The organism is Phyllobacterium sp. P5_D12 (assembly GCF_054049495.1).
Genome location: NZ_JBFUMG010000004.1, coordinates 22,133 through 37,820, shown reverse-complemented (window position 1 = coordinate 37,820; position 15,688 = coordinate 22,133). Strand labels below are relative to the sequence as shown.

Annotated in this window: 16 protein-coding genes and 2 pseudogenes; 13 read left to right on the top strand and 5 right to left on the bottom strand. The window is 57.2% G+C overall.

Going from position 1 to position 15,688, the window contains the following annotated elements; all coding sequences use genetic code 11:
* Positions 1-54: 54 nt before the first annotated feature.
* The 3 genes from phoU (at position 55) to ACXJ5O_RS00835 (ending at position 2,120) form a co-directional block, all read left to right on the top strand.
* Positions 55-786, top strand: a complete 732-nt coding sequence (gene phoU, locus ACXJ5O_RS00845) for a phosphate signaling complex protein PhoU (protein ID WP_112523958.1) — start codon at positions 55-57, stop codon at positions 784-786.
* 13 nt (positions 787-799) lie between these two features.
* The gene (gene phoB / locus ACXJ5O_RS00840; protein WP_162701772.1) at positions 800-1,486 is read left to right on the top strand and encodes a phosphate regulon transcriptional regulator PhoB; all 687 of its coding nucleotides are present in this window, start codon (positions 800-802) and stop codon (positions 1,484-1,486) included.
* Positions 1,487-1,628: 142 nt separating this feature from the next.
* Positions 1,629-2,120, top strand: a complete 492-nt coding sequence (locus ACXJ5O_RS00835) for a YciE/YciF ferroxidase family protein (protein ID WP_457298219.1) — start codon at positions 1,629-1,631, stop codon at positions 2,118-2,120.
* Between the two features lie 70 nt (positions 2,121-2,190).
* On the opposite strand, the gene ACXJ5O_RS00830 is transcribed toward ACXJ5O_RS00835, so the two are convergent.
* Both ACXJ5O_RS00830 and ACXJ5O_RS00825 read right to left on the bottom strand, forming a co-directional pair.
* Positions 2,191-2,601, bottom strand: coding sequence for a gamma-glutamylcyclotransferase family protein (locus tag ACXJ5O_RS00830; RefSeq protein WP_457298218.1), 411 nt, complete (start codon positions 2,599-2,601; stop codon positions 2,191-2,193).
* A complete protein-coding gene (locus tag ACXJ5O_RS00825) occupies positions 2,598-2,951 on the bottom strand; it encodes an antibiotic biosynthesis monooxygenase family protein (RefSeq protein ID WP_457298217.1) in 354 nt (117 codons plus the stop codon). Before ACXJ5O_RS00825 ends, ACXJ5O_RS00830 begins: the two co-directional genes overlap by 4 nt.
* Positions 2,952-3,093: 142 nt before the next feature.
* On the opposite strand from ACXJ5O_RS00825, the pseudogene ACXJ5O_RS00820 reads away from it, so the two are divergent.
* Positions 3,094-3,342: pseudogene (locus ACXJ5O_RS00820) on the top strand (NADPH-dependent oxidoreductase); the annotation flags it as partial.
* A gap of 410 nt (positions 3,343-3,752) precedes the next feature.
* Here ACXJ5O_RS00820 and ACXJ5O_RS00815 read toward each other — a convergent pair.
* Both ACXJ5O_RS00815 and ACXJ5O_RS00810 read right to left on the bottom strand, forming a co-directional pair.
* Positions 3,753-4,031 (bottom strand): annotated as a pseudogene (locus tag ACXJ5O_RS00815) (DUF3175 domain-containing protein); the annotation flags it as partial.
* A 21-nt stretch (positions 4,032-4,052) separates the two neighbouring features.
* Complete coding sequence (locus ACXJ5O_RS00810) at positions 4,053-4,388, bottom strand: DUF427 domain-containing protein (protein WP_112523936.1); 336 nt, start codon at positions 4,386-4,388, stop codon at positions 4,053-4,055.
* A gap of 168 nt (positions 4,389-4,556) precedes the next feature.
* Between ACXJ5O_RS00810 and ACXJ5O_RS00805 the strand changes: the two genes are divergently transcribed.
* Positions 4,557-4,871 carry a hypothetical protein gene (locus tag ACXJ5O_RS00805; protein WP_457298216.1) on the top strand — a complete coding sequence of 105 codons (315 nt, stop codon included), beginning with the start codon at positions 4,557-4,559 and terminating at the stop codon, positions 4,869-4,871.
* Positions 4,872-5,161: 290 nt separating this feature from the next.
* Here the strand turns inward: ACXJ5O_RS00805 and ACXJ5O_RS00800 are convergent, their stop codons facing one another.
* Complete coding sequence (locus tag ACXJ5O_RS00800; RefSeq protein ID WP_457298215.1) at positions 5,162-6,496, bottom strand: PQQ-dependent sugar dehydrogenase; 1,335 nt, start codon at positions 6,494-6,496, stop codon at positions 5,162-5,164.
* Between ACXJ5O_RS00800 and ACXJ5O_RS00795 the strand changes: the two genes are divergently transcribed.
* From ACXJ5O_RS00795 to ACXJ5O_RS00760, 8 genes are all read left to right on the top strand, one after another.
* Positions 6,484-6,921, top strand: a complete 438-nt coding sequence (locus ACXJ5O_RS00795; RefSeq protein WP_457298214.1) for a hypothetical protein — start codon at positions 6,484-6,486, stop codon at positions 6,919-6,921. The genes ACXJ5O_RS00800 and ACXJ5O_RS00795 overlap by 13 nt on opposite strands.
* Positions 6,922-7,374: 453 nt before the next feature.
* Positions 7,375-7,464, top strand: coding sequence for a K(+)-transporting ATPase subunit F (locus ACXJ5O_RS00790; protein ID WP_100003438.1), 90 nt, complete (start codon positions 7,375-7,377; stop codon positions 7,462-7,464).
* Positions 7,465-7,642: 178 nt separating this feature from the next.
* On the top strand, positions 7,643-9,346 hold the full coding sequence (kdpA, locus tag ACXJ5O_RS00785) for a potassium-transporting ATPase subunit KdpA (RefSeq protein ID WP_457298213.1): 1,704 nt from the start codon (positions 7,643-7,645) through the stop codon (positions 9,344-9,346).
* Between the two features lie 11 nt (positions 9,347-9,357).
* Positions 9,358-9,531: a hypothetical protein gene (locus ACXJ5O_RS00780; protein ID WP_457298212.1), complete on the top strand. Its 174-nt coding sequence runs from the start codon at positions 9,358-9,360 to the stop codon at positions 9,529-9,531.
* Positions 9,528-11,621 (top strand): potassium-transporting ATPase subunit KdpB, encoded by a 2,094-nt coding sequence (kdpB, locus tag ACXJ5O_RS00775; protein ID WP_457298211.1) that lies wholly within the window; start codon positions 9,528-9,530, stop codon positions 11,619-11,621. The genes ACXJ5O_RS00780 and kdpB overlap by 4 nt, the downstream gene beginning before the upstream one ends.
* Positions 11,622-11,633: 12 nt before the next feature.
* On the top strand, positions 11,634-12,203 hold the full coding sequence (gene kdpC / locus ACXJ5O_RS00770) for a potassium-transporting ATPase subunit KdpC (protein WP_457298210.1): 570 nt from the start codon (positions 11,634-11,636) through the stop codon (positions 12,201-12,203).
* A 60-nt stretch (positions 12,204-12,263) separates the two neighbouring features.
* Positions 12,264-14,969: a DUF4118 domain-containing protein gene (locus ACXJ5O_RS00765; protein WP_457298209.1), complete on the top strand. Its 2,706-nt coding sequence runs from the start codon at positions 12,264-12,266 to the stop codon at positions 14,967-14,969.
* Positions 14,966-15,658, top strand: coding sequence for a response regulator transcription factor (locus tag ACXJ5O_RS00760; RefSeq protein WP_457298208.1), 693 nt, complete (start codon positions 14,966-14,968; stop codon positions 15,656-15,658). The genes ACXJ5O_RS00765 and ACXJ5O_RS00760 overlap by 4 nt, the downstream gene beginning before the upstream one ends.
* Positions 15,659-15,688 lie beyond the last annotated feature (30 nt).

Here is a 15,688-nt window from a genome sequence, read left to right as displayed (position 1 = left end):
CGCAAGACTACATCACCGGACGCTTCGGCTGATCACGGGAAAGAGGTTGATATCATGACCGAACAGACAGCACAGCACACCGTCCGTTCCTACGACGAAGAACTGAAGTTCCTGACGCACAAGATCGCCGAGATGGGCGGGCATGCGGAGCGGATGGTCGAGCAGGCCGTCGCTGCCATGGTCAATTCGGACAATGCGCTCGCACAGCGGGTGATCTCGGATGATTTGATCCTCGATGCCGGTCAGCGCGAGATCGACGAAAAGGCGATTACCATCATCGGCAAGCGCCAACCCATGGCGATCGACCTGCGCGAAGTCATCGGTACGATCCGCATATCATCGGATCTGGAACGCATCGGTGATCTTGGCAAGAACATTGCCAAGCGCGTGGTTGCGGTGACCGATACGAGGCAGACGCTCTCCGTCTATCGCGGGTTGCAGACCATTGCCGAACTGGCCTTGACGCAGCTCAAGGACGTTCTCGACGCCTACGCCACACGCTCGGTCGCGCAGGTCAATATCGTGCGCGAGCGGGACGACGAGATCGATGCGCTCTACACGTCATTGTTCCGCGAACTTCTGACCTACATGATGGAGGATCCGCGCAATATCTCTGCCTGCACGCACCTGCTTTTCTGTGCAAAGAACATCGAACGCATCGGGGACCATGCGACGAATATAGCAGAGACAGTTTATTATATTGTGACGGGAACGCAGCTTCCGGCAGAACGCCCGAAGGAAGACCAATCCCACACTATCGTGGTGGATGAACCTCTCGCATCCTAATTGAAGGTAGAAAATGGCTATAGCTCCCAAAATCACCGTTGTGGAAGACGAGGAAGCCTTGAGCGTCCTCCTCAGGTACAATCTTGAAGCTGAAGGCTATGCAGTCGAGACGATCGCGCGCGGCGACGAAGCGGAAATAGCTTTGCGGGAGAAAGTGCCGGATCTGCTGATCCTGGACTGGATGCTGCCTGGCCTTTCCGGCATCGAACTCTGCCGGCGCCTGAGAGCCAGGCGCGAAACGGAAATCCTGCCGATCATCATGCTGACGGCACGCGGCGAGGAAAGCGAGCGGGTGCGCGGCCTTGCGACCGGCGCGGATGATTACATGGTCAAGCCGTTCTCGACGCCGGAGCTGCTTGCACGCATCAAATCCATGCTGCGCCGGGTCAATCCGAGCCTTCTGTCGCATGTGCTGAGCTTTGGCGACCTCAAGCTCGACCGCGAGCAACATCGCGTCTACCGCAAGGAACGCGAACTCAAACTCGGCCCGACGGAATTCCGTCTCCTGGAATTCCTGATGCAATCTCCCGGCCGTGTCTTCTCGCGCGGTCAGCTGCTCGACAATGTCTGGGGCGCCGACATCTATGTCGATGACCGCACCGTCGACGTGCATGTGGGGCGCTTGCGCAAGGCCATCAATATTGGTCGCTCCATCGATCCCATCCGCACAGTGCGCGGCGCAGGATATTCATTCGGCTAATTTATTTCAGGGCAGTGGGATTATCTTTCCAGTCGAAAACAAGGAACCATTGTCCAGCACCTTCGTTACTCCCGCGGTCGATTACTTGCGCAACGTCAGATTGCGTTAATCGCGAAACCGCCAAACGAATGGGAGTCGTACAATGGCCGAGAAGACACTGGATAAACTCTTTCATGAAACCCTCAAGGATATCTACTACGCCGAGCGCAAGATCTTAAAGGCGCTGCCGAAAATGGCCAAGGGCGCGGCGTCCCCGCAACTGAGGGCTGCTTTCGAGAAGCATCGGGACGAGACAGAGGTTCATGTCGAGCGCCTGCAACAGGTTTTCGAAATTTTCGGCAAACGTGCACAGGGCAAGACCTGCGAGGCCATAGAAGGTATTATTGCCGAGGGCGAGGAAATCCTGGACGAATTCAAGGATCAGCCTGCTCTGGATGCCGGACTGGCTTCTGCAGCTCAAGCCGTTGAACATTATGAGATCGCGCGATACGGAACCTTGGCGCGCTGGGCCGGGGATTTGAATATGCCCGACGCGAAGAAACTGCTGGGAGCAACCCTGCAGGAGGAAATCGCCACCGACGCCGCGCTATCGAAACTGGCCGAAGGCTCACTCAACCGGGCAGCGGCCGCCTGACTATCTGCAAACACTCCGTCCCAAAAGAAAAGTGATCCAGAAAGCCCGTCATCTAGTGGCGGGCTTTTCTCTATTTCTGTCGTTCCCATGGAGGGATGAACCTTCCATCCAGATATTCATCCAGGTAGCCGGAATGAACCGGGATGGCGAGATCTGGCGATTTGAGGAATGCAAACGCCCAGCCTGCGAGGTTGCCGTCTTCATCGCAGATTTTGATTGACTTGCGAAAATTGCCGGGCAAGCCAACGGATTCGAGTGCGTCCAGTAGAGGCAATTGGCTTTCGGCAATGTCGTAGAGTTCGCCTTTTACCCGAAGCCCGGTGCCTGGCAAATCCAGCATCATCGGAGTGAACCAGGATCCAGCAATGAGCATGGGAAACCGCTCGACCGTGCGGCAGTTTCCCAGAAACACGGCATCATTCAGGCCGTGTGCATGCAGCGGGCAACCTTTCTTTAAAGTGCCGAAGGCGAATATTCTCATCGGAAGTCTGCAACGAACTTGCCGAATCCAGTCAGGCCGTGAGCCGAACGGATTTTGAGAACTTGTATGTGGGTAGGCAGCTCGATCAGGAATTCACTATCCCGGGCGAGATGATGGATGCGGTTGGGGTCGCCTCCGGTGAAGTGCGCCATCGAACCCACGTTCTCCCAATAAGAGATCGTCATGAATTCGGTCTCGTCCTCCCGGTCCTCCCGCAAGGTCTGCACCCCGAGCGCCTTTTCGATCAGCGGCCTGATTCCAGCTTCGTAATTATACGCCTCGTATTCATCAGCGCGTTCCGGCCGGGTTCGGCCACGCCAAATGCGGGCAATCTTCGGTTGTTTGGCCATCTGTCGTCCCTCGGTTGTGCTGTTGGTCGAAAACGCCAGATCGAAGCAGATAGTTCCAGGGGACAAGACTGCGAAACGGCACCGTGAAATTCAAGCCAAGATTGACAAGACCGATGAACGCGAGGGCAGGTCTGCGAAGAAGCGCCTCGTTGGCAATGAAGACGGGGCGCATCATGTCTCGGATGAGCTTTTCCAGGCGCTCAACCATGTCGGGTTCTCATTGGCGCCGAATGCCGTTGCCTATTGGGTCGGTGGAGCCATGGGCCGCACGGATTTCGCCGATCTCAGGAAAGTGCCCGATGTTGTAATCAATGCGGTCGATATGCTGGCGCGCAATACTACGTACCTGCCCAGACCGCTGGCCGCCAAACAATATCCCKGCGAAGGATAAACTTGATCTAGACTACCTCATTCGATTTCAGAGGTTTGGGCGAGTTCTGGTTGGCTGCACCGTGAAGAACCTGTGCAGGTTCGTCGAGCCGGGTAATCATCCCTTTTTCCATACGGAAAACACCGTGTTGCCCACCTTGGCGGGCAAAATCGGTCTCTAGATCGCCCCACGAGCCAAGAAAATTGCCGCAGGATCTACAGTGTATCGGCGAGTTTGAATCTACGTCTGCGGGTATGTCCAGATAGATTGTACCACAGTTTGCGCATTCCAATTTGTGGTCCTGCCTTTGGCCCATCCGAGTACCCTTCTACATTATTCACGCAAGAACAGTACGCCGTTTGCGGACAAGCGCAATTGTATGTCCGCAGTAGACATAGCAGCAATAAAGTCTCCGGACGGCACCTCCAGGTGCGGCCGAATTCCTTCCTTAGTTCGTCCTTGGCACGCTCCAATACATTCTTTTGTTTGTCGGGCAAATTGTGGCCCGCACGGTTGATATAGAACGTCAACATCGACATCGCAGACCGGTAAGGGCTTGATTTCCGTCGTTCCGACTGCTCTGCGGACCGCTTCAGCGAGATAGCGATCTTGTGCGGGTCGTGCTGTTCAAAAACATGGGCTTCAAGGTCGAGCGCGTCACTATTCTCGGTGACATCCTTTGACCATTTCTCTTTTGGCTTGCCGGCCATTTTGAAACCTCCAATGGTCGTTCACTCGAATGTTACTTTCTTTGGATCGAATGCTGCATGATCCCGGATTGCAGCGACGTCCGGTATGGGGTCTTCATAAGCCCACATGGCATCGCTGGCCGACTCGCCCTGACCTGTGACCCGCCAGTAGGAGGCGTTGCCCTTCCAAGGGCATTTCGTGCTGGTTTCGGTCTTTTCGAGATGGGCGAAATAGATATCGTCGAAGGGGATATAGAGAACTGGATTGTGTCCGGGTTCCAGTAATTCCAATGCCCGTTCCGTCGAAGCTATTACGACATTGTGAAATCGTACGGTCACGGGGTGAGAATATGGTTTGATCGTGATGCCGCTATCCATGGTCTATTCCTTTTTTGCAATTGACTGACCGGAGCTTCGTTGAGTTTTAAGGCGCAAGGAAGCAAAATGTTCCCGGCGAATGAAAAAGTGAACGAACCGTACCAAGTCTATTCTTCACGGGAACCCGGGTACTTTTGACGCGTTAAAAAAGCATAGGAGAAATACCCCATGACGGCGACCAGATTGCTTACGGACCATCAAGAGATACGAGACTGGGCGGCGGCGCGATCCGGCATACCCGCCATTCGCGATGCCGAAGAACTGATTGGAAGCGACGAACCCGTGCTCTCCATCCGGTTCGGTCAGCATGCCTATGAGGATGATGATCATGAGGGCGCGGACCGTCCCGAAGATTTCGGCGCGCCGCGTTTGGTCGAATGGGATGAGTGGTTCACCCTGTTCGATCAGAAGGGCCTCGGTCTCGTGGTTGCGGAGGACGTGCCTGGCCAACGCGACGAGTTTCACGAAATCATTCGCAGATAGGCGCCGGATGGATCGTTATGGACAAGCTTTTGGAGGGCGAACGCTTCACCGCAAATTCCTTGAGCGAACTCAGATCCGAGGCAGCTGCTACTGGTCTTCGCGATAGATGCGGTCAGTGGCCCGATCGCGAGCTTCCCGTTCATAACGGCTCAGTCGGCGCTGTCTCATTCCGTGCCAGCAACAGGCCCAATATGAAGGGCCCCCCAATCAGTATCAGAAGCCATGAATACTCAGCCATGATTGCACTCCCGTTTCGGCTCTAACCGACGAGCGTACAATAGGTTCCCGATTCACGGTGCGGAGGGAGTGACCCGCCATATGGTGTTGCCAACATCGTCCGCCACCAGAAGAGCGCCGGCCTTGTCGACCGCAACGCCTACTGGACGACCGAGAGCCTTATCGCCATCGACGAAGCCCGTCAGTATGTCTTGCGGAGGTCCATTCGGCTTGCCATTGCTGAACGGAACGAAGATAACCTTGTATCCGCTGCGGGGCTGGCGGTTCCAGGAGCCATGCTGCCCGACAAACGCGCCGTTTTTGTATTCAGGGTTAAAGAGCGAACCGGTATAAAAGGTCAAACCCAGCGAAGCCGTATGCGGACCGAGTGCATAGTCAGGCTTGATGGCCGAGGCGACAAGCTCCGGGTTTTGCGGGCTGACGCGCACATCGACATTCTGGCCATAGTAGCTGTATGGCCAGCCATAAAATCCGCCATCCTTGACTGACGTCATATAGTCCGGAACAAGATCGCTGCCGATCTCGTCGCGCTCATTGACCGCGGCCCAGAGTGCACCACTGTCGGGGTTCCAGGATAGTCCGTTCGGGTTTCGCAGACCCCACGCAAACAGCCTGGTTTTCTTCGTGTTCAGATCTATCTCGAGGACGGCGGCCCGGTTGGCTTCCGCATCGATGCCGTTCTCGCCGACATTGCTGTTCGATCCGACCGTCGCATAGAGTTTTGTCCCGTCGACGCTGGCGATCACATCTTTCGTCCAGTGGTGATTGATCGGGCCGCCTGGCAGGTTCGCGATCTTTTCGGGTGCCGCGGAAATCTTCGTTTCGCCATCACCATAGGGGTAAGCGACGATCGCATCGGTATTGGCGACGTAGAGCTTGCCGCCAGAAAGGGCCATCCCAAAGGGCGAATTCAGGTTCTCAAGAAACGTCTCCTTTATCTCGGCCACCCCGTCATTGTCGGCGTCGCGCAGCAGCGTGATGCGGTTCGGGCTTGTCACCCCCGCACCGGCCCTGCCCATGATGAGGTCTTCGACCCAACTGCGGATGCTGAAGGATTGGTTCTGCCGGGCGGGCGCATTGGTTTCGGCCACGAGCACATCGCCGTTGGGCAGGACGTGCAGCCAGCGCGGATGGTCAAGGTCCTTGGCGAAGACGTTGACTTTCATCCCTGGAGCAACTGTCGGCGTTTTGCCTTCCGGCCAAGAGGAAGCCTCGGCGATGTTGACCGTGGTGATGGGTTTGGGATTGGGCGGAGGCAAGGTCGGGTCGGGGCCATATCCTTGCTCGATGGGAACAGTCGCGGACTCCCGCGAATAGTAATAGACGCCGGCCGCTGCGAGCAGTGCGAGCACCAGCAATGCACCGATGATGAGAAATGCAGTTTTCATGGCTGACCCTTGAATGGAGACCCTGGAGTGCAACGCACGAAAATAAACAAAGTTGCCGCGAGCGCTGCGGCAAACTGGCGTGTTCGTTTCGTCGTTTGCTCACTACGCCGTTTTTATATCTTTGCCCTTGCAGTCCAATCGAAAAAATATTCATCCCCTTCTATCCTCGCGCTGTGGATTTGTCCGACCGTCAAACCACGGCAATCAGAAGGATGAATACGATGCTTCCGCGTTCAGGAATCTATTATGCAGCCCAGCATATGCACCATGCACAGCGGGTCACCTTGCCCCCGCATAAAATCCAAGACTCTGAAATCACCTCCGCAGGCTACCGGGAGGAACTCGGTGTTTTCCTGCGCCTTTGGTTGGTCATCCTTGCGGGCGTGGCCGTCATCCTGTTGAGCAGCTGGCTGGTGACGGGTTGATGCGCGAAATATCACGAAATGCGGCTTCAGAGAGGTCTGAAGCCAAGGTTAAAGAACAAGGCGGTCCGGCGGATATAAGATCCATCAGATCGCTCATTCCGCTTGCGCTGGGGATGCTTGTCTTTATGGCAGCTCTTGCCTCCTTGATGAAACTCTTGCCCTGACCAGCACGGAACCATCGATTCAGGCCTTAGTAGATTTCAAATCCTTATAGTTTTTTTATTTCTTATCCCCGTGTCCCGTCTCGAACTTTTATGACGTTTCGAGCCATATTCCGCCGCGATCAGCGAGCTTGGCAGTGTTGCCACTGCCCCATCTGATTGGACCATTTATGCAATCAATAAGGAGTTCTATCGATGGACATTGTTGTTCTCGCGATAGGTATTTTGTTCCTAGTCCTCTCGCTGGCCTACACCAAAGCCTGCGATAATCTGTGACTGGAAGGAGCGGCAAATGACTATCGACTATATTCTCGGCGGCGCAGTGACTTTGTTCCTCCTCGCCTACCTCACCTATGCCCTCGTTCGTCCGGAGCGCTTCTAAGAGACCGTTTACTACTCCAGCTTGACGGGCATCTGATGCGATTCTCCGCGCTTCCGGTGCTCATGGACGAAAATGTCCACTGCGCTCCGGTTCTCGAGAACCGCACCAGCTCCCTCGACAAGCTGAATTCTCAAACGGTCTCCAGCGCATTACCGGCCAAGGCCCGGAAAGCTACACCATGACTCTCAACGGTTGGATACAGATCCTCGTCTTCTGCGGGATCATCATTTTGCTCGTGAAACCGCTCGGCGGCTACATGACGCGCGTCTTCAACGGCGATCGCACATTCCTTTCGCCCATCTTCGTTCCCGTGGAGCGAGGTCTCTACCGCATAGCCGGAACCAGCGAACGAGAAGAGCAGCATTGGACGACGTATACAGCGGCGCTGCTGTTTTTCAGTTTGGCCGGCTTTATCGTTCTCTATTTCCTGCAGCGGTTCCAGGGCGTCCTTCCCTACAATCCCGCCGGAATGAGCGCAACGGAGCCCGGGCTCGCATTCAACACGGCGGTCAGCTTTGTCTCCAATACGAACTGGCAGAATTACGGCGGCGAAAGCACGATGTCGTATCTCGTGCAGATGGCCGGTTTCACTGTTCAGAATTTCGTCTCGGCAGCAACCGGTATTGCCATAGCGATCGCGCTGATCCGTGGTTTCACCAGAGCCTCCGGCCGGTCAATCGGGAATTTCTGGGTCGATCTGACCAGATGTACGTTGTATATTCTCCTGCCGATCTGCATCGTGCTGACGTTGGTCTACGTCTATCTCGGCGTTCCGCAAACGCTCGGAACCTATGTCGATGCGACGACGCTGGAAGGCGCCAAGCAAACGATCGCCGTCGGTCCGGTTGCTTCGCAGCTTGCGATCAAGATGCTCGGCACCAATGGCGGTGGCTTCTTCAACGTCAATTCGGCGCATCCATTCGAAAATCCCGATGCCATCTCGAACCTCATCCAGATGGTTACGATCTTTGCGATCGGCGCGGCATTGACCAATGTGTTCGGCCGCATGGCCGGTAACCAGCGCCAGGGTTGGGCGATTTTTGCTGCCATGGGCGTCATGTTCCTGGCGGGTGTCGTCGTCTGCTATTGGGGTGAGGCTGCCGGCAATCCGCTGGTCCACGCTCTCGGGATTGACGGCGGCAACATGGAAGGCAAGGAGACACGCTTCGGCATAGCCTTGTCCGCGTTGTTTGCGGTTATCACAACGGCCGCCTCCTGCGGTGCGGTCAATGCGATGCATGACAGCTTCATGGCCATCAGTGGCATGATACCCCTCATCAACATGATGCTGGGAGAGGTGATTGTCGGCGGCGTCGGTGCCGGTCTCTATGGCATCCTGCTCTACGTCATCATTGCAGTCTTCGTGGCTGGCCTGATGGTTGGCCGTACGCCGGAATATCTTGGCAAGAAAATCGAGGCCAAGGAGGTCAAGATGGCCATGCTTGCTGTTCTTGTTCTGCCTTTGGCAATGCTCGGCTTTACGGCGATAGCCACGGTCCTGCCGTCCGCAGTCGCTTCCATAGCGAACGCCGGTCCGCATGGCTTCTCGGAGATCCTGTACGCCTATACCTCCGCAGCGGCGAACAACGGTTCGGCCTTCGGCGGTCTGACGGGCAATACGGCCTGGTACAACATTACGCTCGGTATCGGGATGTGGATGGGCCGGTTCTTCGTCATCATACCAGCCCTGGCGATCGCCGGTTCGCTGGTTGCCAAGAAAACCGTTCCGGAATCCGCAGGCACCTTTCCGACCCACGGCGGCCTGTTCGTTGGTCTGCTCGTCGGTGTCATCCTGATCGTCGGCGGTCTCACCTTCTTCCCGGCGCTGGCCGTTGGACCGATCGTCGAGCACCTCGCCATCGGCCTCGGGCAGACATTCTGATGGGTCCCGTCATGCGTCACAGTTACCTGCAATTCAACCTCAAGCCTCGCGCCGGAAATTTGGCGCGGGGAGCAGAAAAGCGTGTGCGCGCTTCCGACATCATTCTCGGCATGACGCTGATGATGTTGTTCGTCTGGCTCGCCGCATACGGGTTTATTCACCTTCACAACTGGAGTCTCAAATGAGCCAGTCCAAATCAGCGAGTCTTATGGACTCATCCATCTTGATACCTGCTATCGGTGGCGCTTTCAAAAAGCTAAACCCGCGCAGCCTCATCCGAAACCCCGTTATGTTCGTCGTCGCCGTGGTTTCAGCCCTGACGACCGTGCTTTTCGTCAAGGACATTGCAACAGGCGGACAGAGTCTCGGTTTCTCCTTCCAGATCATCATCTGGTTGTGGTTCACGGTGCTCTTTGCCAACTTCGCCGAAGCGGTGGCCGAGGGACGCGGCAAGGCCCAGGCAGATTCGTTGCGCAAGGCGCGGACCGAAACCCAGGCGAAGCTCCTTTCCGGTGATGACCGCACCAATTTCAAGCTTGTGCCTGGCGCGAGCCTGAAGGTTGGCGACATTGTCCTCGTCGATGCCGGTGATATCATCCCGTCAGACGGCGAGGTTGTCGAAGGTATCGCCTCGGTCAACGAATCGGCAATCACTGGCGAGTCCGCTCCTGTCATTCGCGAGTCCGGTGGTGACCGGTCTGCAGTGACTGGCGGAACGCAAGTTTTGTCCGACTGGCTGCGCGTTCGGATCACCGCGGCGGCCGGTTCGACCTTCATTGACCGGATGATCGCACTCGTTGAAGGTGCCGAGCGCCAGAAGACGCCCAATGAAATCGCGCTCAACATCCTTCTTGCAGGCATGACGCTGATCTTCGTTCTTGCTACGGCGACAATTCCGAGCTTTGCCTCCTATGCGGGCGGCGCAATCCCGGTCGTCGTGCTGGTTGCCCTGTTCGTGACGCTGATCCCCACGACGATCGGCGCATTGCTGTCGGCGATCGGTATCGCGGGCATGGATCGTCTTATCCAGTTCAATGTGCTGGCAATGTCTGGGCGCGCCGTCGAAGCCGCAGGCGACGTCGATACTCTGCTCCTCGACAAGACCGGCACGATCACCTTCGGTAATCGTCAGGCAACGGAATTCCTCCCGGTCAAGGGTGTATCGGAACAGGAACTTGCCGATGCCGCACAGCTTGCTTCGCTGGCGGATGAAACTCCCGAGGGCCGCTCGATCGTCGTACTGGCCAAGGAAAAATACGGCATACGGGCCCGGGACATGCAGACACTGCATGCGACCTTTGTGCCCTTCACCGCACAGAGCCGCATGAGCGGTGTCGATATCGATGGCTCATCGATCCGCAAGGGCGCTGTCGACGCTGTTCTCGCCTATGCCAATCAGATGTCGCTTGCGACGCCCGGAGCTGGTGGAACGATTGTTGCGACACGCGCCACGGCCGAGACCATTCGCGATCTGCAGGCCATCGCCGACCAGATCGCCAAAGGCGGCGGCACACCGCTCGCGGTCGTCCGCGATGGCAAGCTGCTTGGCATCATATACTTGAAGGATATCGTCAAGGGTGGCATTCGCGAACGTTTCGCCGAGCTGCGCCGCATGGGCATCCGCACGGTGATGATCACCGGCGACAATCCACTGACCGCTGCCGCCATTGCAGCAGAAGCCGGCGTTGACGATTTCCTCGCCCAGGCAACCCCGGAAAACAAGCTCACGCTGATCAGAGACGAGCAGTCGAAGGGCAAGCTAGTCGCCATGTGCGGTGACGGTACCAATGATGCACCGGCACTTGCCCAGGCAGATGTGGGCGTCGCCATGAACACCGGTACTGTTGCAGCCCGCGAAGCCGGCAACATGGTCGATCTGGACAGCGATCCTACCAAGCTGATCGAGATCGTCGGTATCGGCAAGCAGTTGCTGATGACCCGCGGTGCGTTGACGACCTTCTCGATTGCCAATGACATTGCCAAATACTTCGCCATTATCCCGGCAATGTTCCTGGCGTTCTATCCGCAGCTCGGCGCACTCAATATCATGGGACTGCAGACACCCCAGAGCGCCATCCTGTCGGCGATCATCTTCAATGCACTCATCATCGTCGCACTTATCCCGTTGTCGCTCAAGGGCGTCAAATACCGGGCTGTCGGTGCCGGCGCGCTGCTGAGGCGCAACCTTCTGATTTATGGCCTCGGCGGCGTCATTGTCCCCTTCGTCGGCATCAAAGCTATCGACGTGGTCATCACAAGCCTCGGCTTGGCGTAAAGGATTATTCCAATGTTAAAACAACTCAAACCCGCGATTATCATGATCATCGCCTTCACGGTCATAACCGGCCTTATCTATCCTTTGGGCATGACCGGCATCGCTCAGGTCCTGTTCCCGCGGCAGGCCAATGGCAGCCTTATCGAGAAGAACGGTACCGTCATCGGTTCCGAACTGATCGGTCAAGCCTTCGCCGCCGACAAGTACTTCCATGGCAGGCCATCTGCTGCGGGTGACGGGTACAATGCCGCTGCGTCCAGTGGGTCCAATCTCGGACCGACAAATCCGAAACTGATCGATCGTATCAAGACGGATCTGGCCGCTTTACAGGCAACCAACCCGAATACTCCGGTGCCGATAGACCTCGTTACCACCTCGGGCAGCGGCCTGGATCCGCACGTCTCGCCGGAAGGCGCTTACTTCCAGGTGCCACGCGTCGCCAAGGCGCGCGGTATCGATGAAACCCGCATCCGTCAGCTGGTCGATCAGAACGTCCAGGGCCGCGAGCTCGGTTTCATGGGGGAGCCGGTGGTGAATGTGCTGGCGCTGAACCAGGCACTTGATGGCCTGACGGCACAGTAGTTGAATGGGAGCCGGGGATTTGCAGCCGCAAACCCCCGGCTCTGGCATGAGAGGCCCACAATGCCCACTGACAGCCGCGACACCGACAGGAGACCATCACCCGATGCACTCCTTGAAACTGCGGAGCGCGAGACGAGAGGACGGCTGAAGATTTTTCTCGGGGCGGCACCCGGTGTGGGCAAAACCTATGAAATGCTGATGGCTGGCCGCGCGGCACTTGCAGATGGCAAGGATGTGGTGATCGGCGTCGTCGAGACGCATGGCCGCAAAGAAACGCAGGCGCTGGTCAACGGTTTCGAAGTGATCGCGCGCACACAGATCAACTACAAGGATCATCATCTTCAGGAGATGGACCTCGATGCGATCCTCGCACGCCGGCCAAGCCTCGTTCTGGTTGATGAACTCGCACATACGAACGCTCCAGGCACGCGCCACCCGAAGCGGTATATGGATGTGCAGGAGATCTTGGCACACGATATCGACGTCTATTCGACGATGAACATCCAGCACGTCGAAAGCCTGAATGATGTCGTGGCGCAGATCACCAAGGTACGAGTGCGCGAAACAGTGCCGGATTCGGTCATCGACCAGGCCGATGAAGTCGAGATTATCGATCTGACGCCCGCTGATCTGATCAAGCGTCTGCAGGAGGGCAAGGTCTACGTTCCCGCCAACGCCAAGCGCGCCATGGAAAACTATTTTTCGCCGGGTAATCTGACTGCCCTGCGCGAGCTTGCACTGCGGCGTACCGCGCAACGTGTCGATGATCAGCTGCTTACGCATATGCAGGCGAATGCGATATCCGGGCCCTGGCCGGCCGGCGACCGGGTTCTCGTCTGTATTGATGAGCATCCGGGCGGTGCTTCACTTGTCAGATATGCCCGCCGTCTTGCGGATCGGCTACGGGCGCCGTGGACAGCTGTTAACGTGGAGACACATCGGTCGACGCGTTTTTCAGAAGCGGATCGGAATCGGATCGCATCTACCTTGCGCCTTGCAAGCCAGCTAGGCGGTGACGCGATCACGCTCCCGGGCCGGGATGCGGCCGAGGAAATCGCACGTCACGCACGGGAAAACAATGTTACACACATTGTCATCGGCAAGCCGCACAAGCCGCAATGGCGCGAACTCCTTGAAGGTTCGGTATCCCATGATTTGATCCGCCGGGCCGGCAATATCAGCGTGCATGTCATCTCGGGAAGCGAAGAGCATGCGGGTGCTACGGTGCGGACCGCCGAGCAGGCGCCAATGGCGAGCGTCCGGATCAGAGCCTATCTCTTGAGCACTGGCTATGTGATCGGTGCATTGGTATTCGGCCTTTTACTCTCTAGCGTGGTTGACGTGCGCAACATTGCGCTTGTCTTTCTCATGGCGGTGCTTGCTTCCGCCGTTTCGGTTGGGCTCTGGCCGGCTTTGTTCGCATCCGTCCTTAGCGCCCTGATGCTCAATTTCTTCTTTCTCCAGCCGCTTTACACGCTCGATATTGGCGATCCCGAAAGCGTCATCGCGCTAGCCTTCTTCTTTGGTGTCGCTGTCATTGCCAGCAATCTGACCGCACGGGTCCAGCGTCAGGCCTCGGCAGCACGTCAGCGCGCCCGGACGACCGAAGATCTCTATCTCTTCAGCAAGAAGCTCGCCGGGACTGGCACGCTCGACGATGTGTTGTGGGCGACGGCGTTCCAGATCGCATCGATGTTGAAGCTGCGTGTGGTCCTGCTCCTGCCAGATCATGGGACAATCGAAGTGAAGGCTGGCTATCCGCCTGACGATACGCTGGACGATGCGGACATCGCGGCGGCGCGCTGGGCGTGGGAGAACAACCGTGCCGCAGGGCGGGGAGCCGACACGCTGCCGGGTGCGAAGCGGCTCTACCTGCCGTTGCGGACAGGACGCATGGCGGTCGGCGTCATAGGGCTGGACAGTGACAAACAGGGGCCGCTGCTCACACCGGAGCAGCAACGTCTGCTCGATGCACTGGCTGATCAGGCGGCTGTCGCCATAGAGCGCACGCAGCTTGTGGCCGACGTCGACCGAGCCAAACTCGCAGCGGAGGCCGACCGGCTTCGCTCGGCACTCCTGACGTCGATTTCGCACGATCTGAAGACTCCGCTTGCGGCCATCATGGGCGCGGCAGGTACCTTGAAGGAGTTTGCGCAGGCCTTGCCGATTGAGGCGCGGGTGGAACTGCTCGGGACTGTCATCGACGAGTCCGAGCGGCTCAACCGGTTCATCGCCAATCTGCTCGACATGACCAGGATTGAATCCGGGGCAATGGAGCCGAATTTTGCGTTCCACTACGTTGGCGACATTGTCGGCACTGCGCTGAGCCGGGCTAGAAAGATCATTGGGCAGCACAAGACGGAGGTCAATATTCCGCCCGACCTGCCGATGCTGAGGGTCGATCCGGTGCTGTTCGAGCAGGTATTGTTCAATCTTCTCGACAATGCTTCCAAATATGCACCGGAAGGTTCCTCGCTGCGAATTCAGGTCTGGACCGATGATGGCTGGGTAATCCTGCAGGTCATCGACGAAGGGCCGGGCATACCCGCCGACGATCTGGAACGGGTTTTCAATACATTCTATCGCGTACGCAAGGGCGATCAGGTCACAGCCGGTACGGGGCTTGGCCTATCGATATCACGCGGCTTCATAGAAGCCATGGGCGGCACCATTAAAGCGGAAAGGCGTATCGACCGGTCGGGCACGATCTTCACGATCAGGATGCCTGTTCCGAAGGAGACGCCAAACCTGGAAGAACTCATATGACAAATTCAAGCGTAAAGATCCTGGTTGTGGATGACGAGCCACCCATCCGCAAGTTGCTCCGGCTTGGCCTCGGCACGCAGGGCTACAGTGTTGTCGAGGCTATGAACGCCACCGCCGCGATCGAGCAAATAGCTCTGTCTCAGCCGGATCTCGTCGTGCTTGATCTCGGACTGCCGGACCTTTCCGGTTACGAACTGCTGCGTCGCTGGCGCGATGAAGGTTCGGATCTGCCGGTGGTAATTCTGTCGAGCCGGACCGACGAAGGTGGAATCGTGCAGGCGCTGGAGCTCGGTGCAGATGACTACATCACCAAACCATTCGGCATGAATGAACTTGTCGCTCGTATACGTGTCGCATTGCGGCACAGGCTGCAGCAACAAGGCGAAAGGCCGATTTTCGAGACGGGCGGGCTTTCGGTCGATCTGGTCAAGCGCATCGTCAAGGTCGATGGCAAAGAGGTCAAGCTGTCGCCAAAGGAGTACGAAATCCTGCGTGTTCTCGTACAGCATGCGGGTAAGGCGCTGACACACCGGTTCCTGCTGGCGCAGGTGTGGGGAGGTTCGACGGATGTGCAATATCTGCGCGTTTACGTGCGGCAACTCCGGCAGAAGATCGAGCGGCTGCCCGATCAACCGCAATATATCACGACAGAGACCGGCGTCGGATACCGCCTCAGAGAAGTAGAGTGACCACCCGCGCACGCGACTGAAAATAGAATG